Raw genomic sequence first — 20,069 nt, 5'->3', positions numbered from 1 at the left:
GACCGCAGCATCCATGAGCAACACCTGACCTTCCGATCCGCCACGCTACCAACAAAAGGTGAACCAGACCATCGCGAAATGCGGTTGAATCGGGCGGGAGCCTCGCCTAGCGTCGTAGGCATGACCGAACTCATCGCGCCGACCGAGCGCCTCGCCGCCTCCCTGGTCGAGGCCGTGCACGAATTCATGGACGAAGGACGCGGTGGGCACGACGACGAATCGCTCACCGGGTACTTGATCCGCAGGTTCGCAGCTCGCGCAGGCGTCGACTGGGTACACGATTACCTGGCGGAGGAGCGCCGCTGGGTCACCGACCCGCCGCCAGGCCTCGTCCCCATGACCATGCTGTGGTGGGCCGACGGCGACACCTACCTGGGCCGCATCTCGATCCGCCACCACCTCAACGAGCGGCTCCGCGACGTCGGCGGGCACATCGGCTACGACATCCGGCCCTCGGCGCGCCGCCGTGGCCACGCCACCGCAATGCTCGCCGCGGCCCTGCCCCGCGTCGCCGCCCTCGGTATCGACAAGGCCCTCATCACCTGCGACTTCGACAATGTCGCCTCCCGCAAGGTCATCCAGCGCAACGGCGGCGTCTACGAAGACCAGCGGGGCAAGAAGCTCCGCTACTGGGTGCCGACGACCCCGGCCAACACGGCCGAAGGCGGAGGACGGCCGAACGCGGCCTGCCGGTCTTGACGCGACGCTAGGAGTGATTGCTGTCCGGCGACACCAGCCCGGCATTGTAGGCGAAGATGACCGCCTGGACGCGGTCCCGCGCGCCGACCTTCGCGAGGATGCGGCCCACATGGGTCTTCACCGTCGACTCGGCCAGGTGGAACCGCTCGGCGATCTCGGTGTTGTTCCAGCCCCGCCCGATCGCGGTGAGGACCTCCCTCTCGCGCTCGGTGAGCGCATCCAGCTGTTGCGAGGCCATCGTGCCGTCGTCCTCGCCCTCGATGGGGAACTGGTCGGCGAACCGGTCGAGCAGGCGCCGAGTCAGCTTCGGCGCCACCACCGCGTCCCCGGCGGCAACGACCCTGATCCCCGCGAGCAACTCCTCGGGCTGCGCGTCCTTCACCAGGAAGCCGCTCGCCCCGGCGCGCAGCGCCGCGTACGCGTACTCGTCGAGGTCGAACGTGGTCAGCACCAGCACCCGGCTGCGCCCACCGGAGGCGATGATCCGCTTGGTCGCCTCGATCCCGTCCATCCCCGGCATGCGCACGTCCATGAGCACCACGTCCGGGCCGAGATCGGCGGTCTTTCGGACCGCGTCGGCGCCGTTGTCGGCCTCGCCCAGGACCGTCAGGTCAGACTGGCTCTCCACCAGCATGCGAAATCCCATCCGCTGCAGCGCATGGTCATCGACGATGAGCAGTGTCGTCACGTTCGATCCTTCTCTTTGGGCAGCCACAGGGCCACTCGCCAGCCTCCGGCCGGCTGCGGCCCGGCCTCCATTGTGCCGCCGAACGCCATCGCCCGCTCGCGCAGTCCCAGCAGGCCACGCGGCGCCCCGCTGTCCTCGACGAGCGACCCGGAGTTGGCGACGACGACGCTGAGCCCGTCCTCGCGGTAATCCAGTTCCACTCGCGCCCGACGCGGCCCCGACGCGTGCTTGAGCACATTGGTCAGCGCCTCCTGAACGGTCCGGTAGATCGTCAGCTCTTGGTTCTCCGACAGCTCGCAAGGCGCGCCGGTGATCTTGAACGTCAGCGGCAGCCCGGCCTCGCGGACCCGCTCGACCAGTGGCTCGAGCTCCGACATGCCCGGCTGCGGCGCCAGCTCGGCGACCTGGTCGACGTCCTCGGCCTGGAGCACCGACAGGACCCTGCGCAGCTCGCTGAGGGCCTGCCTGCTGGTCGCGCCGATCGCAGTGAGCGCCTCCTTGGCCCGTTCGGGGGAGGCCGCCGCCGCGTAGGCGCCGCCGTCGGCCAGCGCGTTGATGACCGCCAGGTTGTGGCCGATGATGTCGTGCATCTCCCGGGCGATCCGCGCCCGTTCCTCCTGGACCGCCTCGCGCGCCGCCAGGTGCCTCGTCGAGGCCTGGTAGTTCCGCCTGGTCCTCACCAGCAGCGCCACCATCGCGATGAACCCGAAGACCAGCGCGCTCTCGAAGAAGTAGCCCAGGAAACTCGGCACCGATCGAGTGGGGGAGTTCAGGGCGAAGTCGACCACGACCGGTATCAGCACGAGGAGCGCGGCCCACCAGAGCATCACCGGGCGGCAGCGCAGCACGAGGTTGAACAGGGCGAGGATGAACGCGATACCGGCCGCGGAATCGACGATTCCGGAGCTGCCCTCGGCGCCGACGAGGTCGTAGGCGTAGCCGATCATCAGCGGGACCAACTGGCTCAGCAGCACCGCGAACGGATACCGCCGCCGCCACACCACCGGCACCATGAACGCCGCGGCCAGCACCAGCTGCAGCCACGGGAAGCGCAGCTGCACGGAGGCGACGAAGATCGCCGGTATGAGGAGCAGCGCGTACACCAGGACCGGGGCCAGATTCCACAGCAGCGGACGCCGGGAGTCGAACTCCGACATCCGCTGCCACAGTCCTCGCCTGTGCGGGGCGGTCACGGCTTCGGTCACTCCGGCATTCTCACACGTCGCGTCGCTTGAGCAGCACCGCGGCGAGCCCGAATGAGAACACCGTCCAGATGCCCATCCACAGCCACGCCTGGCCGACCGACAAGGCGGTGCCCGCGGTGTCGAAGGTCGAGAGGACGTTGGCGACGTTGCCCGGTGCGTACGGGGTGATGTCGCCGACCCATTCCCACGGCAGGAGCCCTGCCAGGTTCGGCAGGATGATGATCACCCCGATGTAGAAACCGATCGCGCCCGCCGAGTTGCGCAGGATCGCGCCGACCGCCAGGCCGAGCAGGCCCAGGTAGACGGTGGCGGCGACGTACCCGCCGGCGAGCACCCGGAGCACGTCCGGGTCGGAAAGGGACACTCCGCCCATGTCGGTTCCGTCCAGGAGCACCTGGGTGACGAGGAAGGTCGCCCCGACCACGGTGGCGTACATCGCGAACACGATCGCGCCGAACACCGCGGCCTTCGCCCACAGCACCCCGGTGCGCTTGGGCGCGGCGGCCATGGTGGATCGGATCGAGCCGGTCGAGTACTCGCCGGTGATGAACAGGACGCCCAGGATGGCAATGAAGACCGCGCTCAGTCCCACGCCGACCATCGTGAAGTCGATCGGATGCAGGCCCGCCTCCGGCGGGATGCCGCCGTCGTACGTGGCGGCCACCGCGACGGCGATGCCGGCACCGAAGACCGCCGCGCACACCAGGACGATCCAGCTCGAACGCAGCGACCAGAACTTGGTCCACTCGCCGCGGAGCAGCCCGGCCGCGCTCAGCTTGTACTGCGCCGGTGGCGTGTAGACCGCCGGGTTCTCTGTCATGAGCGCGGTGGTCATCACGCGGACACCCCTTCCTTGGACTGGTGGTACTCGACGGAGTCGGCGGTGATCTCCATGAACGCGTCCTCAAGCGAGCCCCGATCGGTGCGCAGCTCGTGGAGGACGATCCCGTGCGCGGCGGCGGCCTGGCCGACGGCGGCGGCCTCGGTCCCCTGGATCTCCAGGACCCCGGACTGCGGGCTGGTGATGGAGACGCCCGGCCCCCGAAGGCACTCGGCCAGGGCCGCCGCGTCGGGGGAGGAAACCCGGACGCGCCCGGCGCCGCGGCCGTCGATGAAGTCCTCGACGGTGGTGTCGGCCAGCAGCCTGCCCTGGCCGACCACGACGAGGTGCTCGGCGGTCTGGGCCAGCTCGCTCATCAGGTGCGAGGACAGGAAAACGGTGCGGCCCTCGGCGGCGAGGCCCTTGAGCAGCTCGCGGATCCAGCGGACCCCGTCGGGGTCGAGGCCGTTGACCGGCTCGTCGAGGATGAGTACGGCCGGGTCGCCCAGGAGGGCGACGGCGATGCCCAGGCGCTGGCCCATGCCGAGGCTGAAGCCGCCGACGCGCTTGCCGGCGACGTCGGACAGGCCGACGACGTCGATGACCTCGCTGACGCGCCGCTTCGGGATGGCGTGGGTGTGGGCCAGGGCCAGCAGGTGCTTGTAGGCGCTGCGTCCGGCGTGGACGGACTTGGCCTCCAGCAGGGCGCCGACCTCGGTCAGCGGGGAGCGGAACTGCGAGTAGTGCTTGCCGCCCACGCGTGCGACGCCGCTGGTGGGGGCGTCGAGGCCGACGATGGCGCGCATCGTGGTGGACTTCCCGGCGCCGTTGGGGCCGAGGAAGCCGGTCACGGCGCCCGGCTTGACGGTGAAACTGAGGTCGTCCACGGCGGTCTTCTTGCCGTACCTCTTGGTGAGGTGCTCGATTTCGATCATGTCCACGACGCTACGGCCGCGAAGGGCCGGATTCATCGGGCTCGGGCCTGAACTTGCCTGGCGCCGTTGGTACTGCGGTACTACTACCGGCGTCGCTCCGGCCTCATCCCCCGGGGCCGCTACTTCGCTTCGGCGTAGCTTCCGACCACCTTGGGGCGCAGCGGGATGCGCACCGGCATCTCGCCGAACAGGGTCCGTGTGGCCTCGGAGGCCGAGGCCTCCACCGCCTCGCACACCGCCGGGGCGTGCTCGGCCGGGCAGTGGACCATGACCTCGTCGTGGAGGTAGAACACCAGTTCCCCGAGGCCGCCCTGGTGGAGCCTGCGGCGCAGCAGCGCGAGGACGACGAGGGCCCATTCGGCGGCCGTCCCCTGCACGATGAAGTTGCGGGTGAACCGGCCCCTGCCGCGTGCGATCTGGGTGCCCTCCTCCGAGTTGAGCTGCGACCACCACTTCGCCGACGGCGCCGGGGCGGTGCGACCCAGCCAAGTGCGGACGATACCGCCGCGCTCCCCGGTGCGCGCCGCCCGCTCCACGCGGTCGAACGCGGCGGGGAAGCGCTCGCGCATGAGCGCGACCAGCGCCGCGGCCTCGCCTGCGGTGCCGCCGTACATCGCGGAGATGAGGGCGATCTTCGCCTTGGATCGCTCGCCGCCGAGGTTCGGGGACAGCTCGGTGTAGAGGTCGTCGGCGGCCGTGGCCGCGATCATGCCCTCGTCGCCGCTGATGGCCGCGAGCAGCCGCGGCTCCAGCTGCGCGGCGTCGGCGACCACGAGCTTCCAGCCCGGCTCGGGCCGGATGGCCTCGCGGACGGCGTGGGGCAGTTGCAGCGCACCGCCGCCGTCGGTGCCCCACCGGCCGGTGTCGGCGCCGCCGACGGTGTACACGGGTCTGAACCGCCCGTCCGTCACCCACTGGTCGGCCCAGTTCCACCCGAACGCCGTCCACACGCGGGCGTGCTCGCGGTAGACCTTGAGCGCCTCCACCGCCGGGTGGTCGACCTTGGACAGTTCCCAGTGGTGGGTGGTCTTGACCTCGAGACCCGCGGCGTGGAAAGCCGCGAGGACCTGCTTGGTCGAATCGGGGTTCAGCTGGTGCCCGAACGCCTCGACGACCTTGTCGCCGAGCGCCTGGAGCCTGCGCGGCCGCATGCCCTTGGCGGGGCGCGGACCCAGCAGCTCGCGCAGGAGCCGGTCGTGGACCTCGACGTCGAACGGCATGCCGGCCCGGCTCATCTCGGCGGCGACGAGGCCGCCGGCGGATTCGGCGGCGAGCAGCATCCCCAGCCCGTCGATGTCGGCCTCGCGCAGGCGCCTCTGCTGGTCGAGCCAGGTCGCCTGGAGTCTCGTCAGCAGCGCCGGGCCGTCGACCGGCTCGGGCTCGCGTTCGAACAGCGTGCCCGCGTCGGGGTCGGTCTCCACGACGTACGCGGGCGGCTCGCGGCCCTCGATACGTGAGAGGATCCGCTCCGCCAGCCGCAGGTCGCGGCACCGGTCCAGTCGTGCTCGGGCCGCCAGCAGGGGCGGGTAGTCGCGGGCGGCGTCGGCCAGGACCCACCTGGGCGCCCGCTCGGCTTCGATCCCGGCGACCGCCGCCGCGAGATCCTCATGGTACGCAGCGCCGCCGGGCAGGGGCATTGTCCACCCTTCGGCGCCTCGACCAGGCACTATCGCGACCGTCACCGTTCAAGCGAAGCACGCGCCTGCGACATTCCGGGGACGTGTCGGCCCGGACGGACATAGTTCCGCGGCGAAGGGGTAGCCCTCAGGCATGGAGTTCATTCTTTGGATACTTGCGGTCATCCTGGTCGCCTACGGCATTTACGTCATCTTCCGCGGTCGTGTGTTGATGGGCATCCTGTTCATCATCGTCGGCCTCCTCGTGGGGCCGGGAGGCGTCAGCCTCTTCACCTGACCGGTCAGGCCGATTCGCGCACCACCAGTTCGGTGGGGAGGATCGTCGTGGCCTCGACGTCCTCCCCGTCCAGCAGCGCGAGCATGCGGCGCGCCAGCGTCCGGCCTATCTCGGTGATCGGCTGCCGCACCGTGGTGAGCGGCGGCTCGCAGTAGGAGGCCAGTGCGATGTCGTCGAAGCCGACCACCGCCACGTCCTCGGGCACTCTGCGGCCGACCTGGCGCAGGGCGCTCAGCGCCCCGTGCGCCATGAGGTCGGAGGCGACGAACACTGCGTCCAGGTCCGGTTCGTCGGCCAGGAGCCGGCGCATCGCGGCGGCGCCCGACGGAGCGGTGAAGTCGCCGATCGCGGTGACGCCGCGCCGTCCGGACGCCTCCAGCGATCGCCGGTAGCCCTCCAGGCGCGCCCGCCCGGCGGACATGTCCTGCGGCCCCGCGATGGTCGCTATCGTGCTGCGGCCCTGCGCGATGAGATGACCGACGGCGGCCCTGACGCCGCCGACGTGGTCGACGTCGATGCACGGCGCCGACGTATGCGGTGGGGACCCGTTGCACACCACCGGGACGCCGCGCTCCCGGACCAGTTCGGGCAGCGGATCGGCGTCGTGCAGGGAGGCGAACACGACCCCGTCGACATGCCCGCCGACGGCGTAGCGCTCAACGCGCGCGCGAGCGTCCCTGGACCCGGTCGTGATGAGCACCAGGAGCTTCCCGGCCGCGTCCAGCTCGGTCGCGACGCCGCGGATGACGCTCGGGAAGAACTGGTCGTCGGAGAACACCCGGGTGGGCGACTCGGGCACGATGAGCGCGATCGAATCGGTCCGCCGGGTCGCCAGGCTGCGCGCTGCGGCGTGCGGCACGTAGCCCAGCTCCGAGGCGGCGGCCTCGACCGCCCTGCGCAGGTGCGGGGCCACGCTCGTCCGCCCGTTGACGACCCTGGAGACCGTCGCCCTGGAGACGCCCGCCCGCTCGGCGACCGCTTCGAGGGTCGGTCGCCCCGGGTTCAGGCCGTTCGTGACCACCGGGCTCCCCCTATCGGCGGAAGTGGAACCGGTCGACCGACGCGAACGGGTCCGGCTGGCCCGAGGTGAAGGTCAGGTAGACGTCGTGGACGCCGGTGACCGACGAGACGTTGCCGGGGACGTCCCTCCAGGACTCCCAGCCGCCGGTGTTCGCGATCGCGAACGTTCCGATGGGCGGGGACGTCGACGAGCCGATGCGGACCTCGACCAGGCCGCTGACGCCGCCGCCGGCACCGGAGGCGACTCGGGCCGTGAAGTCCAGCGGGGAGCTCGATCCGAAGTCGACGTCGTCGAAGCGGACCCATTCGCCGTCGCCGAGCGGCCCGATCGCCGAGCCGCGGACCGGCACGCCCGAGGAGGCGTCGAAGGCGGCGGCGTCGATGGGTGCGTAGGCGTCGTGGCCCTGTCCCGGCTCGCCGGGCTCGGAGGCGGTGGGGTCGGGGTCGGGTCCCGAACCGCCGCGCGAGTAGACGCGCACGTAGTCGACGAGCATCGGGTGCCCGGGTTCGGTGGCGGCGGTCGGGGTGGTGGTGCCTGAGACACCGTCGGGGAAGGCGCCGCCGACGGCGAGGTTGAGCAGGATGAAGTATCCGGCGTGCTCGCTCATCTGCGCCCAGGTGTCGGCGGGCAGGTCGGCCTCGCTGACCGAGTGGTAGAGCTGCCCGTCCGAGTACCAGCGCAGCTGGGCGGGCGAGGAAGTCTCGTCCCATTCGAAGGCGTATTCGTGGAAGCCGTCCTGGCAGGATCCGCCGCAGTGGGTCTCGCCGGAGATGCCGTTGAACTCGTTGCAGGGGCCGCCGGGGGCGGTGCCGCAGTGGAGGGTGCCGAAGGCCCAGTCGAGGCCGTTGACGTTCTCGAGGAAGTCGAGTTCGCCGATGCCCGGCCAGTTCCAGTAGTCGCCGCGGTAGGGCGAGCCGAGCGCCCAGAAGGCGGGCCAGTAGCCGAGGGCGGCCTCGCCGTCGACCTGGGGGGTCTGGACGCTGCCTTCGATGCGGAGGGTTCCGCCCTCGGGCGGTTTGAAGTCGCCGCGTCTGGTCTCGATGCGGGCGGAGGTCCAGTTCCCGTCGGCGTCGCGCAGGGGCGTGATGGCGAGGTTGCCCTCGCCGTCGAGTGAGATGTTCGCGGGATCGTCGGTGTGGTAGGCGATCTCGCCGGTTCCCCAGTTTTCGGGGCCGCCCGGGTAGGAGTGTCCGATGTCGATCTGCCAGTCTTCGGAGGAGGGCAGCTGCCCTGCGGCGCCCTCGAACTCGTCGGACCAGACCAGGTCCCATTGCTGGTCGGCCTGGAGCGGGGGAGCGTCGGCGCCCGCCGTGCCGATGGCGACGGCGGCGGTGAAGGCGGCCGCCGCGGTGACGGCGGCGATGCGGACGGCGGGGCGGTGGCGGATCGGGCTGCGGGGGTCGGGGGTCTGAGCGGAGGTCATGGCGGCTCCTGTTCTCGGCGCTCATGCCGATGGATTGAGAAACCGCTCTCCGGTGTGAACGACACGCTGGGAACCGTGAGAGAGCGCTCTCTCATTGAGGTATGACCCAGTTGTACCCTATGAAATTGAGATATGTCAATATGTCGCAGCGCAGCTGTCGGCCGCGAATCAAGGGACTCAGGGAAACCACGCCGCCGGCGCGGCTCACAGTCCGGTGTCGTCGGACTCCGGACGACGCTCCTGGTGTTCTCTGCTGTGCTCCCGCAGATCGTTCAACCGGTCCCGGCGCTCGGACCGCAGCCGGTCCAGCCGCTGCTGCCGCGCCCGCAGCTCCTCGGGCGACTCCGTCCCGCCCAGCATCCGCTTCTCCAGCCACTCCACGTGCTCGGCGTGCGCGGCGGCGTTGATGGCCCGCACGTCCTGATAGGTGTCGCGCAGCGACTCCATCCGGTGCAGCGCGTCATGGCACTGCGCCAGCAGGATCTCGATGTCGGCGTTCTCGGCCGACGTGGCGTCCAGGCGGCGCGCCTCCAGCCAGGCGATCCCCTCGCGGAGCTTCTCGCGGGCCTTCAGATTGTGCAAGGCCAGGTCCTCCACGATCTGGTCGGTCAGTTCGAGGAAGTTCAGATGTGGATCGGGGCGGTCGTCGGTGCCCATCGGGGCTGTCCTTCCGTGTCGAGGAAGTGCCGTCACCTCTACCATACGGGCGAGCGTTCGGTATCCTTCACCGCGCGTCCCACCCCGAGAGCCGAGGCCCAGTGGAAATCATCGACCCCTTCATCGACCGCCTGACCCAGACGCAGGAGACCCCTCCCGTCGGCATCATGCTGGCCTGCCTGGCCGCCGCGGGCGCGATGGTCCTCTACACGCCCGTCTGGCGCTGGAGCCGCGGCCTGGTGACCATCGCGCACGAAGGCGGCCACGCCCTCATGGCCGTGCTCATGCGCCGCCGCCTCACCGGCATCCGGCTCCACGCCGACACCTCCGGGCTGACCTTCTCACGCGGCAAGCCGACCGGCTTCGGCGCCGCAATGACGCTTCTGGCCGGCTACATAGCACCCGCCGCCATCGGCCTCGGCGCGGCCGCCCTGACCGGCGCGGGCTATATCGTCGCACTGCTGTGGGTGACGCTGGTGCTCCTGGCGGTCATGCTCGTGTTCATCCGAAACTGGTACGGCGCTCTGGCCCTGCTCGTCGTCGGAGCGGGCGTCTTCGCCGCCACCTGGTACGGCAACGCGATCGTCCAGACCGTCGCCGCCTACCTCGGGGCGTGGCTGCTGCTGCTCGGCTCGGTCAAGCCCGTGCTGGAGCTCGGCGCGCGACGCCGCCGGGGGAGGAGCTCGGGCGCCTCGGACGCCGACCAGCTCGCCGGGATCACCCCGCTCCCCGCGGGCGCGTGGATCTTCTTCTTCTCGGTGCTCACCATCGCCGCCGCGGCCTGGGGGACCTGGATGCTGCTGCCCGTGGAGGAGTGGACATGGCTCTCCGCCGCGTAGCGGCACCGAGTTCGGGCGGCCGGCGGGCGAGGGGCGCGAGGTTCACCGAAGGCGTCGCTTCGTCTTGGCGGTCGCCGGCACCGAATACGGATCCTCGGGCCACGGGTGCTTGGGGTAGCGTCCGCGCATCTCCTTGCGCACCTGCTGGTACGGGCCCTCCCAGAACGACCTGAGGTCGGCCGTGACGGCGAGGGGCCGCCCGGCCGGGCTCAGCAGGTGCAGCGTGACCGGAACCCCGGAGACCGTGGGCGTGTCCACCGCGCCGAACATCTCCTGAAGCTTGACCGCCAGCACCGGCGTCTCGCCCGAGTAGTCGAGGCGTGCGCTCCGCCCGCTCGGGACGGGCAGCGCCTCCGGCGCGTCCTCGTCGAGGTTCGCCTGCCACGGCAGCAGGTTCCGCAGCGCTTGCGCCACCGGGATCGCCTCGACGTCGCCGCGCCTGCGCGATCGCGACCACCACGGCTCCAGCCAGTCCGTGCCGGCCACGAGCGCCGCGTCGCCAACGTCCGCCCACGGCTCACCGATCCGGCGGTGGCAGAACGCCATCCGCTCCCGCAGCCGCTTCGACTCCTCCGACCAGCGCAGCAGCCCCAGTCCCTCCGAGCGCAGGCCCTCCGCCAGGGCCGCGCCGATGAGCGCGGGGTCGGCCCGGCGCAGCGGCTTCGCGGACACCTCGATCGCGCCGAGCGCGCGGACCTCGCGCGCGACCACGTCCCGCCGCTGCCGATCCCACTCGACACGCTCCTCGACGCGGTCGCCGATGAGTTCGCAGGCCAGCTCCCCGTCGATCGGCACGGCCGCGCGGACGATCGCCGCCGCGCGGCCGGGAGAGCGGTCGGCGTCGGCGATGGCGAGCCATTCGCTCCCCGCCAGCGACGACCCGTCGGCGGTCACCGCGCCGGTCCCCGCCACGGTCCGCCACTGCCCGCCGCTCCGCTTGGCCACGCGTTCGGGGAACGCCAGGGCGACGACTGTCGCGGCCGCCTCGTCATCGCTCACCCGGCGGTCGATCTCGGGCGCACTCGACGTCAGCCTGCGGACCTCGCTCAGCCACGGGCGGTCCCGGCTCGATCGCAGGCTCCGCCACTGGGTGAGCAGGTCGTCGACCCTCCCGCGCCGGTCGAGCCCTAGCACGGCGGCCACCTCCGCGGCCTTGGCGGTGCCGACCCGTTCCGCGCCGTCGACGAGAGCCCTGGCCAGGCGCGGGTGGAGGCCCACCTTCGCGAGAGTCCTGCCCCGCGCGGTCGCGGCGCCGTCGGCGTCGATCGCTCCGAGCGAGGTCAGCGCGGACTCGGCCGCCTCCAATGCCCCGGCGGCGGGCTGCGCGGGCAGCGCCAGCTCGGCGACCGGCGTCCCCCAGCAGGCCGCCTGGAGCGCGAAGGAGGTCAGATCGGAGGAGTCGACGTCCGGGGTCGGCTGCGCCGGTCGGCGGGCGTGCTCGGTCTCGCTCCAGCACCGCCACACCGCGCCCGGGCCTTCGCGTCCGGCCCGCCCGGCGCGCTGGTCGCACGAGGCCCGTGAGGCGGCGACCGTCGTCAGGCCCGGCAGTCCCCGCGAGTGGTCGATGATCGGCCGCCGCGCCAGCCCGGCGTCGACGACGACGCGCACTCCGGGAACGGTCAGGCTCGACTCGGCGATGTCGGTCGACAGCACCACCCTGCGCCGCCGCGGGTTCCGGCGCATCGAAGCGTCCTGCTCGGCCGACGACACCGACCCGTGCAATTGATATATATCGACATCGAGGTAGTCGAGTGTCTCGGCGACACGCCGGATCTCACCTGCACCGGGAAGGAAGCACAGCACGTCGCCGTCGTCGGCGGCCAGCGCCCGGTCGATCACGTGCGCGACATGCGTCAGGAACCGTGGATCGACCCGCAGGCCGTCGGGCGGAGTGATCCGCTCCCTCGGCGGCAGCCAGTGCATCTCGACCGGATGGCGCATCGGTTCGGACTCCACGACCGGCGCGCCGTCGAGCAGCCCGGTCCAAAGCCTCACGTCCGCGGTCGCCGAGGCGGCGACCAGAGCCAGCTCCGGCCTGAGCACCTGGCGGGTCTCGATGAGGAACGCGCAGGCGGTGTCGGTCTCCAGGTGCCGCTCGTGGCACTCGTCGAGCATGACCACGTCGACGCCTGGCAGCTCCGGGTCGGCCAGCAGCCTGTTGAGCAGCACGCCGGTCGTCACCACCTCGACGCGCGTCGCCGCCGACCGGCGCGATTCGCCCCGGATCCGGTATCCCACGCGCTCGCCGACCCGCTCGCCCAGGATCGCCGCCATCCGCTTAGCCGCCGCCCGAGCGGCGAGCCGCCGCGGTTCGGCCACCAGCACCCGACGAGCCGGCGCGGCGTCGTCAAGCAGCCCCGCCAGCGCCAGCGGCGCGAGCGTGGTCTTGCCGGTGCCCGGGGGAGCGGCGAGCACCGCGGTCCCGGTGGCGTCGACGGCGCGCAGCAGTTCGGGCAGGGACGACCGGATCGGCAAGTCGGGTAGGACGGGCATGCCGACCATTGTCGCCTGAGCCGATTTCCATGACATCGAGGGCGAGCGCATATAGCGTCACCGACATGGAGATCGAGACGAAGTACCGCGGCCTCGCCGCCGCCACCGCAATGCTCGTCGCAGGGCTGGCACTGGCCGGCTGCGGCGACGACGACAACGACTCCGGTTCGGATGGCGACCCTGGCTACGGCGCGCCTGAGACCGAGGAGACCGACGGCGCGGCCGAGGGCGTCGAGCTCGCCTTGGCGGACACGACGCTCGGCCAGGTGATCGCCGATGCCGACGGCATGACGCTCTACCTGTTCACCCCGGATGAGGGAGGGGAGTCGACCTGCTACGACGAGTGCGCCGAGGCCTGGCCGCCGCTGACCGGCGAGGGGGACGCCTCGGTCGCAGAGGGACTCGACGAATCGCTGGTCGGCTCGGTCGAACGCGACGACGGCTCCATGCAGGTGACCTACAACAGCCACCCGCTGTACTACTGGGCCAACGACGTCGCGCCCGGCGATGTGACCGGCCAGGGCGTCAACGACGTCTGGTACGTCCTCGACGCCGAGGGCAACGCCGTCACCGAGATGCCTTGACCGCGGTCAGACGCCGCAGCCTGCCACCGGGTCGTTCCAGTACCGCAGGGTGATCTCGGTGTTGTAGGGGTACCCGGCGTCGGTCTCGCCCGGCGGGCTCTGGGTGTCGACCCGGCACAGTTCGTCCTCGGCGATCTCCTCGGCGCCGCCCTGCGACACCGGCTCGGTCACCACGTTCCCGAAGCCCTCGTCATTGAGTTCGGCGATCGCGTCCTCGACCAGGTCGCCGGTCACGTCCGGCAGCTCGGCCAGCTCGGGTCCGGTCTCGGCGGGTTCGGAGGTCTCCTCGGCGATCTCCTCCGACTCGTCGTCGGACTCGTCGTCCTCCTCGTCCTCCTGATCGGAGCCCTGCTGCTCCTGTTCGGCGGTGGACTCGTCGGCGGCGGGGGAGTCCTCCGCGTCCGCCGGAGTCGCGGCGGCGTTGTTGCCGTCGCCGACGTCGCCGGTGTCGTCGGCGCCGCGCGACCACGGTTGCAGCATCACCAGCGCGACGATGAGCACCAGCACCCCGGTCACTGTGATGAGGAGCGGGACGGTCTTGCTGCGCTGAGGCTCCTCGAAGTCTCGCGGCGGCGGCAGGTCGCGGCCCGGCGGCGGTGACTGGTCACCGGGGCTCATCGCCTGCGTCATGGCCCCGGTCGAGGCCGGGACCGCGCCGTGGGCCATCGGCCGGGTCGCGGGCGAGGTCTCTCCGGGCGGTGCGGGGGTCAGCATCGCCGTGGTGCCCGAGCCGGGGCGGCCGGTACGGCAGGCCTGGGCGAGCTCGCCCGCCGAGCCGAAGCGTTGGCGCGGGTCCTTGGCGAGGCATCGCATCACGATCTGCGCGACCGGCTGCGGGACGTCGGGCGGCAGCGGCGCGGGCTGGCCGGTCATGTGCGCGGTGATGACCGCGGCGGGGTCGTTGCCTGGGAACGGGGTGCGGCCACAGAGGCACTCGTAGGCGACGATGCCGAGCGAGTAGAGGTCGGTGGCGCCGGACAGGTCGCCGCCGGCGAGCTGCTCGGGCGAGGCGTACGAGAGCGTCCCCATGACCGTGCCGGTCTCGGTGAGTCCGGCCTGGCCCCGAGCCGAGGCGATGCCGAAGTCGACGATCTTGACCGCGCCCTCCTCGTTCACGAGCAGGTTCGCGGGCTTGACGTCGCGGTGGATGATGTGCGCCCGGTGGGCGACGTCGAGCGCCTCGGCGGCGGTGGCCATGATCTTCATCGTCTCGGCCGGCGAGAGTCGTCCACGCTGGTGGATGAGGGCGGCGAGGGACTGGCCCTGGACGAGCTCCATGATGAGGTAGGAGACGAGTCCTTCGGGGCTGTGCTCCTCGCCGTAGTCGTAGAGGGCGACGATCCCGGGGGACTGCAGGGCGGCGACGGCCTGCGCCTCCTGGTGGAACCTGGCGCGGAACCGGTCGTTGCCCGACAGTCCGGAGTGCAGGAGCTTGATGGCGACGACGCGGTTGAGGCGCGTGTCGGTTCCCCGCCACACCTCGCCCATGCCGCCGGCGGCGAGTCGGTCGTCCAGGCGGTAGCGGCCCGCGATCAGTGTCCCGAGTTGCACCTCGGCCCTCTCTTCAGCGTCGGGGAAGTGTTTCGAGGTGAGCTTAGTCGGGGCCGTTTCGGGTTCAGACGTCCGGTTCGAGCGTGAGGCTGACGGAGTTGATGCAGAAGCGGGCGTCCTCGGGGAGGTCCCAGCCTTCGCCGTAGAAGACGTGGCCCAGGTGCGATCCGCAGTCGGCGCAGCGGACCTCGGTTCGGACCGTGCCCAAGCTGCGGTCTTCGAGCAGTTCGACGCGGTCGCCGGCCATCGGGGTCCAGAAGGACGGCCAGCCGCATCGGGAGTCGAACTTGGTGTCGGAGGAGAACAGCTCGGCGTCGCAGGCGCGGCAGCGGTAGACGCCCTTGCGCTTCTCGTCGACGTACTCTCCGGTCCACGGCGCCTCGGTGCCGCCCTCGCGCAGCACGCGGTATTCGGCCTCGCTCAGCTTCTCGCGCCACTTGTCGTCGGTCATGGCATCGAGTCTAATCCGAGGGATCTGCCAGAGCCGCTTCGCGACCATTAAGATCGGCTCAATGCGGTACCTCCTTGGCGACTACACGACCGATGGCGGCCCCGGGCTGGTAGTCGCCGGCCCCGACGGCCTCGCGACGCCCGCGCCGGCGGTGAATCCCTCTTGGGTGGCGACCGGCGGCCCGGACGGGACCGTCTACACCGTCACCGAGACCGAGCCGGGCTTCGCAGCGGCCTGGCGCCTCGGTGAGACGTTCGTCCCGCGGGAGGTCGGCACCGCGCAGGCCACCGGAGGGGCGAACCCGTGCCACGCGGCCGTGCACCCGTCCGGTGAGTGGCTGCTGGTCGCCAACTACGGCAACGCCGCCGGCGGCGGTTCTGTCGCGGTCCTGCCGATCGGTCCCGACGGTTCACTGGACGCGCCCTCGGACGTGTTCCCACTGGTCGGCACCGGTCCCGACCCCGACCGCCAAGCAGGCCCGCACGCCCACCAGATCGTCTGCCGCTCAGGCCGCGTCCTCGTGGTCGACCTCGGCTCCGACCGGGTCCACGTCTTCAGGCTCAACGCGGCCGGGGAACTGGAGGCGGACGGGTTCACCGCCTTCGAGCCCGGCTTCGGTCCCCGCCACCTCGCCTTCGTGGGCGACCGGGCGGTCATCGCCGGGGAACTGGCGAACGCCGTCGTCATCGGCTCTTTCGACGCCTCGTCCGGGACGTTCGAGCTCGGCCCGAGGCTGCCGCTGCCGGGCACCGACCCGGCCGACCTGGCGGCACTGCCGGACATCGGACTGCCCGAGGACGTGCCGCGGCCCTATCCGGGTGCGGTGGTGCCCGACGAGGAACGCGGCCTGGCGTACGTCACCGTCCGCGGCACCGACCAGGTCGCCGTCATCGACCCGGCCGCTCCGGCCCTGATCCGCTCGGTGCCCGCCGGCGCCTCGTGGCCGCGCGACGCGACGCTCAGATCCGACGGGAAACTGCTGGTGGCCTGTCAGTTCGGCGGCGTCGTCACCCTCGTCGATCCGACCGGAGGGGAAGTCCCGGTCACCGCCTGGGACTGCCTCGGCGTCTCGTGTGTGACGCCTCTCACTTAGAAAACTTGCGCCTTCTGCAAAATTTCATTGAGTGAATCTTGTGAACGGCGGAAACTCATATTAGTGTTGCACTCATGGCAGAACCGACCGGGCTCCGCGAGCGCAAGAAGGCCGCCACCAAGGCCGCGCTCAGCCAGGCGGCGTTCCGCCTCGCCATGGAGAAGGACGGCATCGAGGCCGTCAGTCCCGACGAGATCGCCGCAGCGGCGGGCGTGTCCACGCGCACCTTCCACAACTACTTCCGCGGCAAGGAGGAAGCGCTCCTCTACGACTTCAGTGAGATGACGCGCAAGCTCCTCGACGATCTCCGCGAGCGCTCCCGGCACCAGCCGATCTGGGACGCGCTGCGCGACGCGTGCATCAGCCTCCACCTCAGCGACGCGTACGACGTGCAGCTGCTTCAGTGCAGGGAGGCGATAGTGCGGAATTCACCCACCCTGATCACCCATCAGGCGGGCCAGTTCATGGAGCTGTTCCAGGACGCCGTCGGCATCGTCGCCCAGGCCACCGGAACCGAGCCGACCGACCTGTATCCGCGTCTCGTGCTCGGCAGCGCGCTCATCTCGATGAAGATCGCGAACGAGCAGTGGATCGCCGACCCCGATGCCGAACCGCTCGAAGCGGTCATAGCGAAGTCGTTCGCGCAGTTCGAAGCCGGGATCACCAGACCTATAACCGAATAAGGGCAATACCAGGAAACCCGCCGTCGAACACGTCGGTGAAGAACACCGCTCACCCGGCCCCGCCGCCACACCCAACACCAGGCGGGGCCGGGTACTGAACCGCGAACGGAGCACCCACCAGTGGCTACCTTCCTCTACCGTCTGGGCAGGGGATCCTATCGATTGCGATGGCTCGTCCTCGCCGTCTGGATCCTCATCGTCGGCGGCGTCGGCGCCGCCGCGGCGACACTCCAGCAGGAGACCGACCCCGAATTCAGGCTTCCCGGCACCGAATCGCAGGAGGCGTTCGACCTCCTCGAAGAACGCTTCCCCGACCAGAGCGCCGACGGCGCGACCGCGCAGATCGTCTTCGCCTCCGAAGACGGCGGACCTCTCACCGACGGAGACGAAGCCGCGACCATCGTCGAGGCGGTCGAGGTGATGCGGGAGTCGCCGCAGGTCTCCAATGTGACCGGACCGTTCGACACCGACCCCGAGGGCGATCCGATCGGCATGATCGCGCCCGAAGGGCAGAACATAGCGGTCCTCCAGGTCACCTACGCCGAACCCTCGATGGAGCTCGACGAGACCACCGTCGATTACCTTGAGGACACCGTCGAGACCGCCCGCGGCGCCGGGCTGACCGTCGAGATCGGCGGCGACGTCCTGCAGGAGATCCCGATCGGCGGCCTCACCGAGCTCATCGGCATCGGCGTGGCCCTGGTGGTCCTCGTCGTCACCTTCGGCGCGCTCCTGGCGGCCGGGCTGCCGATCGTCACGGCGGTCCTGGGCGTCATGCTCACCACCGCCGGAATCCTGGCGGCCACCTCCTTCATGGACGTCTCTGAGGACACCGGCACCCTCGCGACCATGATCGGACTGGCCGTGGGCATCGACTACGCCCTGTTCATCCTCTCGCGCTACCGCAACGAACTGGCCGCCGACGGCCGCGTCGAAGACCGGGCCGCCCGCGCCGACGCGATGGGGCGCGCGGTCGGCACCGCCGGATCGGCGGTCTTCTTCGCCGGGCTGACGGTGATCGTCGCGCTGCTGGGCCTGTCGGTCGTGAACATCCCGTTCCTCACCGAGATGGCCGCCGCCGCGGCCGTCACCGTCCTCATCGCCGTGTTCATCGCCGTGACCCTGCTGCCGGCCCTGGCCGGCTTCACCGGCAAGCGCGTCTTCACCAGCCGCCAGAGGGACCGCATCGCCGCGGGCCGCCACGACGAGAAGCCGAACGGCGGACGCCGCTGGGGCGGGTTCGTCACCCGCCACCCGGTCCTGGTCGGGCTGGTCGGCATCATCGGCCTCGGCGCGATCGCGGTGCCCGCCATGGACCTCGAGCTCGGCATGCCGGACGCCGGGTCGTCCTCCGAGGACAACACCGCGCGGCGCGCCTACGACCTCGTCAGCGAGGGCTTCGGCGCGGGCTTCAACGGCCAGCTGTTCATCGTCGGCGACCTGGGCGGGGACGCCGACCCGATCGCCGCGGCCCAGAACGTCACCGACGACCTGAACTCGGTCGACGGCATCGCCGTGGTCGGCCAGGCGTTCCCGAACGAGGCCCGGGACACCGTCCTGGTCACCGTCATCCCCGAGACCGCGCCGGCAGACGAGGCGACGAACGACCTCGTGCACCAGATCCGCGACGTCCTCGCCGGAAGCGGCGACGCCGACTGGGCGGTCACGGGCCAGACGGCGATCAACATCGACATCTCCGACAGTCTCAACGACGCGCTGGTGCCTTACATGCTCGTCGTGGTCGGACTGGCGACGCTGATCCTGCTGCTGGTGTTCCGCTCGATCATGGTGCCGATCACGGCGACGCTCGGATTCGTCCTCAGCGTCTTCGCGTCTCTCGGTGCTCTTGTGGCGGTGTTCCAGTGGGGCTGGATGGGCGGCCTGTTCGGCGTCGAGCAGCCCGGGCCGATCATGTCGATGATGCCGATCATCATGATCGGGCTCGTGTTCGGTCTGGCGATGGACTACCAGATCTTCCTGTTCACGAGGGTCCGCGAGGCCTACGTCGGCGGCGAGGCGTCGAAGCAGGCCATCCAGGACGGATACGCCCACTCCTCGCGGGTGGTCGTGGCCGCGGCGCTCATCATGATCAGCGTGTTCGCCGCGTTCATCTTCAGCGGCGAGGTGTTCATCGCCGCCATGGGCTTCGGTCTGGCCGCGGCGGTCGCCTTCGACGCGTTCGTGGTCCGCATGGCGATCATCCCGGCGGTCATGGCCCTGCTCGGCCGCGGCGGCTGGTGGATCCCGAAGTGGTTGGACCGGATCCTGCCGAACGTCGACGTCGAAGGCGAGAAGCTGCAGCGGCATCTCGCCGAGACCGAGCGCGCCGACGAGCCCGAGCTCGTCGGGGCGACGGCGAAATAGCAGCGGAGTGGGGCGCGCCGGAGGCCCGCCCCACTCCCCGAAGTGAATACGAGAATGCAATGAGTCTCAGTCTGCCGGTCGTGGCCCTGCTGCTGGCCGCGCTGGTCATCGCTGATTTCTTCGTGCCGATGATCCCGAGCGCGACCACGGTCGCGACCATCGCCGGCTTCCTCGTCGGCGACACGCTCCTGATAGTCACCCTGATCGCGTGGGCGGCCTTGGCGTCCTGGATCGGGGACGTGCTGGGCTTCCACGCCCTGCGGCACGCGCGCGCGAGGATGCGTCGGCCGATCTTCAACTCGGCCAAGATCACCCACCTGGAGATCAAGCTGCGAGGCACGCTCAGGCGCCGACCGCGCCGGACGACGGTCGTCGCCAGATTCCTGCCCGCGGGCAGGACCGCCCTGGCATGGGCCGCCGTCGCCACACCCGACTACCCGCACGGCCGCATGGCGGCGATCGCCGGAGCGGCCTGGGCGTCCTACATGGTCGGCGTCGGCCTGCTCATCGGCTGGCTCTTCGGCGCTGGGCTGCTGGCCGCGACCACGACCGTGACGTCCGTGGTCGCCTTGAGCCTGGTCCTGGGATGGTGGTTCGAGACCGCGCCGGTCGAAAGCTGAAGGGCGGCCCCGCGGGGCCGCCCTTCACC

At 70.8% G+C, this 20,069-nt stretch carries 19 protein-coding genes; 8 read left to right on the top strand and 11 right to left on the bottom strand.

The window, feature by feature from the left end; translation table 11 throughout:
* Positions 1–120 precede the first annotated feature (120 nt).
* Positions 121–699: a GNAT family N-acetyltransferase gene (locus tag L0U85_RS05785; protein WP_241376807.1), complete on the top strand. Its 579-nt coding sequence runs from the start codon at positions 121–123 to the stop codon at positions 697–699.
* A 7-nt stretch (positions 700–706) separates the two neighbouring features.
* Here L0U85_RS05785 and L0U85_RS05780 read toward each other — a convergent pair whose 3' ends face one another.
* The 5 genes from L0U85_RS05780 to L0U85_RS05760 all read right to left on the bottom strand — a co-directional run bounded on the left by L0U85_RS05780 (position 707) and on the right by L0U85_RS05760 (position 5,984).
* Positions 707–1,387, bottom strand: a complete 681-nt coding sequence (locus tag L0U85_RS05780) for a response regulator transcription factor (RefSeq protein ID WP_241376806.1) — start codon at positions 1,385–1,387, stop codon at positions 707–709.
* Positions 1,384–2,592, bottom strand: a complete 1,209-nt coding sequence (locus L0U85_RS21120; protein ID WP_241376805.1) for a histidine kinase — start codon at positions 2,590–2,592, stop codon at positions 1,384–1,386. The genes L0U85_RS05780 and L0U85_RS21120 overlap by 4 nt, the downstream gene beginning before the upstream one ends.
* 10 nt (positions 2,593–2,602) lie before the next feature.
* Positions 2,603–3,427, bottom strand: a complete 825-nt coding sequence (locus tag L0U85_RS05770) for an ABC transporter permease subunit (protein WP_241376804.1) — start codon at positions 3,425–3,427, stop codon at positions 2,603–2,605.
* Positions 3,427–4,347 (bottom strand): ABC transporter ATP-binding protein, encoded by a 921-nt coding sequence (locus L0U85_RS05765; RefSeq protein ID WP_241376803.1) that lies wholly within the window; start codon positions 4,345–4,347, stop codon positions 3,427–3,429. Before L0U85_RS05765 ends, L0U85_RS05770 begins: the two co-directional genes overlap by 1 nt.
* Positions 4,348–4,466: 119 nt before the next feature.
* Positions 4,467–5,984 (bottom strand): bifunctional 3'-5' exonuclease/DNA polymerase, encoded by a 1,518-nt coding sequence (locus tag L0U85_RS05760; protein WP_241376802.1) that lies wholly within the window; start codon positions 5,982–5,984, stop codon positions 4,467–4,469.
* Between the two features lie 133 nt (positions 5,985–6,117).
* Here L0U85_RS05760 and L0U85_RS05755 point away from each other — a divergent pair, with 133 nt between their 5' ends.
* On the top strand, positions 6,118–6,261 hold the full coding sequence (locus L0U85_RS05755; protein ID WP_241376801.1) for a GPGG-motif small membrane protein: 144 nt from the start codon (positions 6,118–6,120) through the stop codon (positions 6,259–6,261).
* Between the two features lie 4 nt (positions 6,262–6,265).
* Here the strand turns inward: L0U85_RS05755 and L0U85_RS05750 are convergent, their stop codons facing one another.
* The 3 genes from L0U85_RS05750 to L0U85_RS05740 form a co-directional block, all read right to left on the bottom strand.
* Complete coding sequence (locus tag L0U85_RS05750; protein ID WP_241376800.1) at positions 6,266–7,282, bottom strand: LacI family DNA-binding transcriptional regulator; 1,017 nt, start codon at positions 7,280–7,282, stop codon at positions 6,266–6,268.
* A gap of 10 nt (positions 7,283–7,292) precedes the next feature.
* On the bottom strand, positions 7,293–8,705 hold the full coding sequence (locus tag L0U85_RS05745) for a carbohydrate-binding protein (RefSeq protein ID WP_241376799.1): 1,413 nt from the start codon (positions 8,703–8,705) through the stop codon (positions 7,293–7,295).
* Positions 8,706–8,909: 204 nt separating this feature from the next.
* Positions 8,910–9,362 (bottom strand): hypothetical protein, encoded by a 453-nt coding sequence (locus L0U85_RS05740; RefSeq protein ID WP_241376798.1) that lies wholly within the window; start codon positions 9,360–9,362, stop codon positions 8,910–8,912.
* A 101-nt stretch (positions 9,363–9,463) separates the two neighbouring features.
* On the opposite strand from L0U85_RS05740, the gene L0U85_RS05735 reads away from it, so the two are divergent.
* Positions 9,464–10,201 (top strand): M50 family metallopeptidase, encoded by a 738-nt coding sequence (locus tag L0U85_RS05735; protein WP_241376797.1) that lies wholly within the window; start codon positions 9,464–9,466, stop codon positions 10,199–10,201.
* Between the two features lie 42 nt (positions 10,202–10,243).
* Here L0U85_RS05735 and hrpB read toward each other — a convergent pair whose 3' ends face one another.
* Positions 10,244–12,703 (bottom strand): ATP-dependent helicase HrpB, encoded by a 2,460-nt coding sequence (gene hrpB / locus L0U85_RS05730; protein ID WP_347177364.1) that lies wholly within the window; start codon positions 12,701–12,703, stop codon positions 10,244–10,246.
* A gap of 56 nt (positions 12,704–12,759) precedes the next feature.
* Here hrpB and L0U85_RS05725 point away from each other — a divergent pair, with 56 nt between their 5' ends.
* Complete coding sequence (locus tag L0U85_RS05725) at positions 12,760–13,278, top strand: hypothetical protein (RefSeq protein WP_241376795.1); 519 nt, start codon at positions 12,760–12,762, stop codon at positions 13,276–13,278.
* A gap of 6 nt (positions 13,279–13,284) precedes the next feature.
* Here L0U85_RS05725 and L0U85_RS05720 read toward each other — a convergent pair whose 3' ends face one another.
* Positions 13,285–14,829, bottom strand: a complete 1,545-nt coding sequence (locus L0U85_RS05720) for a serine/threonine-protein kinase (RefSeq protein WP_241376794.1) — start codon at positions 14,827–14,829, stop codon at positions 13,285–13,287.
* 64 nt (positions 14,830–14,893) lie between these two features.
* On the bottom strand, positions 14,894–15,280 hold the full coding sequence (gene msrB, locus L0U85_RS05715) for a peptide-methionine (R)-S-oxide reductase MsrB (RefSeq protein WP_241376793.1): 387 nt from the start codon (positions 15,278–15,280) through the stop codon (positions 14,894–14,896).
* A gap of 61 nt (positions 15,281–15,341) precedes the next feature.
* Between msrB and L0U85_RS05710 the strand changes: the two genes are divergently transcribed.
* The 4 genes from L0U85_RS05710 to L0U85_RS05695 all read left to right on the top strand — a co-directional run bounded on the left by L0U85_RS05710 (position 15,342) and on the right by L0U85_RS05695 (position 20,040).
* The gene (locus L0U85_RS05710; RefSeq protein WP_241376792.1) at positions 15,342–16,373 is read left to right on the top strand and encodes a beta-propeller fold lactonase family protein; all 1,032 of its coding nucleotides are present in this window, start codon (positions 15,342–15,344) and stop codon (positions 16,371–16,373) included.
* A 74-nt stretch (positions 16,374–16,447) separates the two neighbouring features.
* The gene (locus L0U85_RS05705; protein ID WP_241376791.1) at positions 16,448–17,056 is read left to right on the top strand and encodes a TetR family transcriptional regulator; all 609 of its coding nucleotides are present in this window, start codon (positions 16,448–16,450) and stop codon (positions 17,054–17,056) included.
* Between the two features lie 120 nt (positions 17,057–17,176).
* Complete coding sequence (locus L0U85_RS05700; protein ID WP_241376790.1) at positions 17,177–19,420, top strand: MMPL family transporter; 2,244 nt, start codon at positions 17,177–17,179, stop codon at positions 19,418–19,420.
* A gap of 59 nt (positions 19,421–19,479) precedes the next feature.
* Positions 19,480–20,040, top strand: a complete 561-nt coding sequence (locus L0U85_RS05695) for a hypothetical protein (protein WP_241376789.1) — start codon at positions 19,480–19,482, stop codon at positions 20,038–20,040.
* Positions 20,041–20,069 lie beyond the last annotated feature (29 nt).

Source organism: Glycomyces sp. L485, from assembly GCF_022548875.1.
Taxonomy (GTDB): Bacteria; Actinomycetota; Actinomycetes; order Mycobacteriales; family Micromonosporaceae; genus Glycomyces.
This window is presented reverse-complemented; position numbering and strand designations above follow the sequence as displayed.

Excerpts from the sequence above, each read along its gene's own strand:
- L0U85_RS05760 (WP_241376802.1), bottom strand. The coding sequence starts at position 5,984 with ATGCCCCTGCCCGGCGGCGCTGCGTACCATGAGGATCTCGCGGCGGCG.
- L0U85_RS05705 (WP_241376791.1), top strand. The coding sequence starts at position 16,448 with ATGGCAGAACCGACCGGGCTCCGCGAGCGCAAGAAGGCCGCCACCAAG.
- L0U85_RS05695 (WP_241376789.1), top strand. The coding sequence starts at position 19,480 with ATGAGTCTCAGTCTGCCGGTCGTGGCCCTGCTGCTGGCCGCGCTGGTC.
- L0U85_RS05785 (WP_241376807.1), top strand. The coding sequence starts at position 121 with ATGACCGAACTCATCGCGCCGACCGAGCGCCTCGCCGCCTCCCTGGTC.
- L0U85_RS05745 (WP_241376799.1), bottom strand. The coding sequence starts at position 8,705 with ATGACCTCCGCTCAGACCCCCGACCCCCGCAGCCCGATCCGCCACCGC.
- L0U85_RS05765 (WP_241376803.1), bottom strand. The coding sequence starts at position 4,347 with ATGATCGAAATCGAGCACCTCACCAAGAGGTACGGCAAGAAGACCGCC.
- L0U85_RS05725 (WP_241376795.1), top strand. The coding sequence starts at position 12,760 with ATGGAGATCGAGACGAAGTACCGCGGCCTCGCCGCCGCCACCGCAATG.
- hrpB (WP_347177364.1), bottom strand. The coding sequence starts at position 12,703 with ATGGTCGGCATGCCCGTCCTACCCGACTTGCCGATCCGGTCGTCCCTG.
- msrB (WP_241376793.1), bottom strand. The coding sequence starts at position 15,280 with ATGACCGACGACAAGTGGCGCGAGAAGCTGAGCGAGGCCGAATACCGC.
- L0U85_RS05710 (WP_241376792.1), top strand. The coding sequence starts at position 15,342 with ATGCGGTACCTCCTTGGCGACTACACGACCGATGGCGGCCCCGGGCTG.
- L0U85_RS05740 (WP_241376798.1), bottom strand. The coding sequence starts at position 9,362 with ATGGGCACCGACGACCGCCCCGATCCACATCTGAACTTCCTCGAACTG.
- L0U85_RS05770 (WP_241376804.1), bottom strand. The coding sequence starts at position 3,427 with ATGACCACCGCGCTCATGACAGAGAACCCGGCGGTCTACACGCCACCG.
- L0U85_RS05755 (WP_241376801.1), top strand. The coding sequence starts at position 6,118 with ATGGAGTTCATTCTTTGGATACTTGCGGTCATCCTGGTCGCCTACGGC.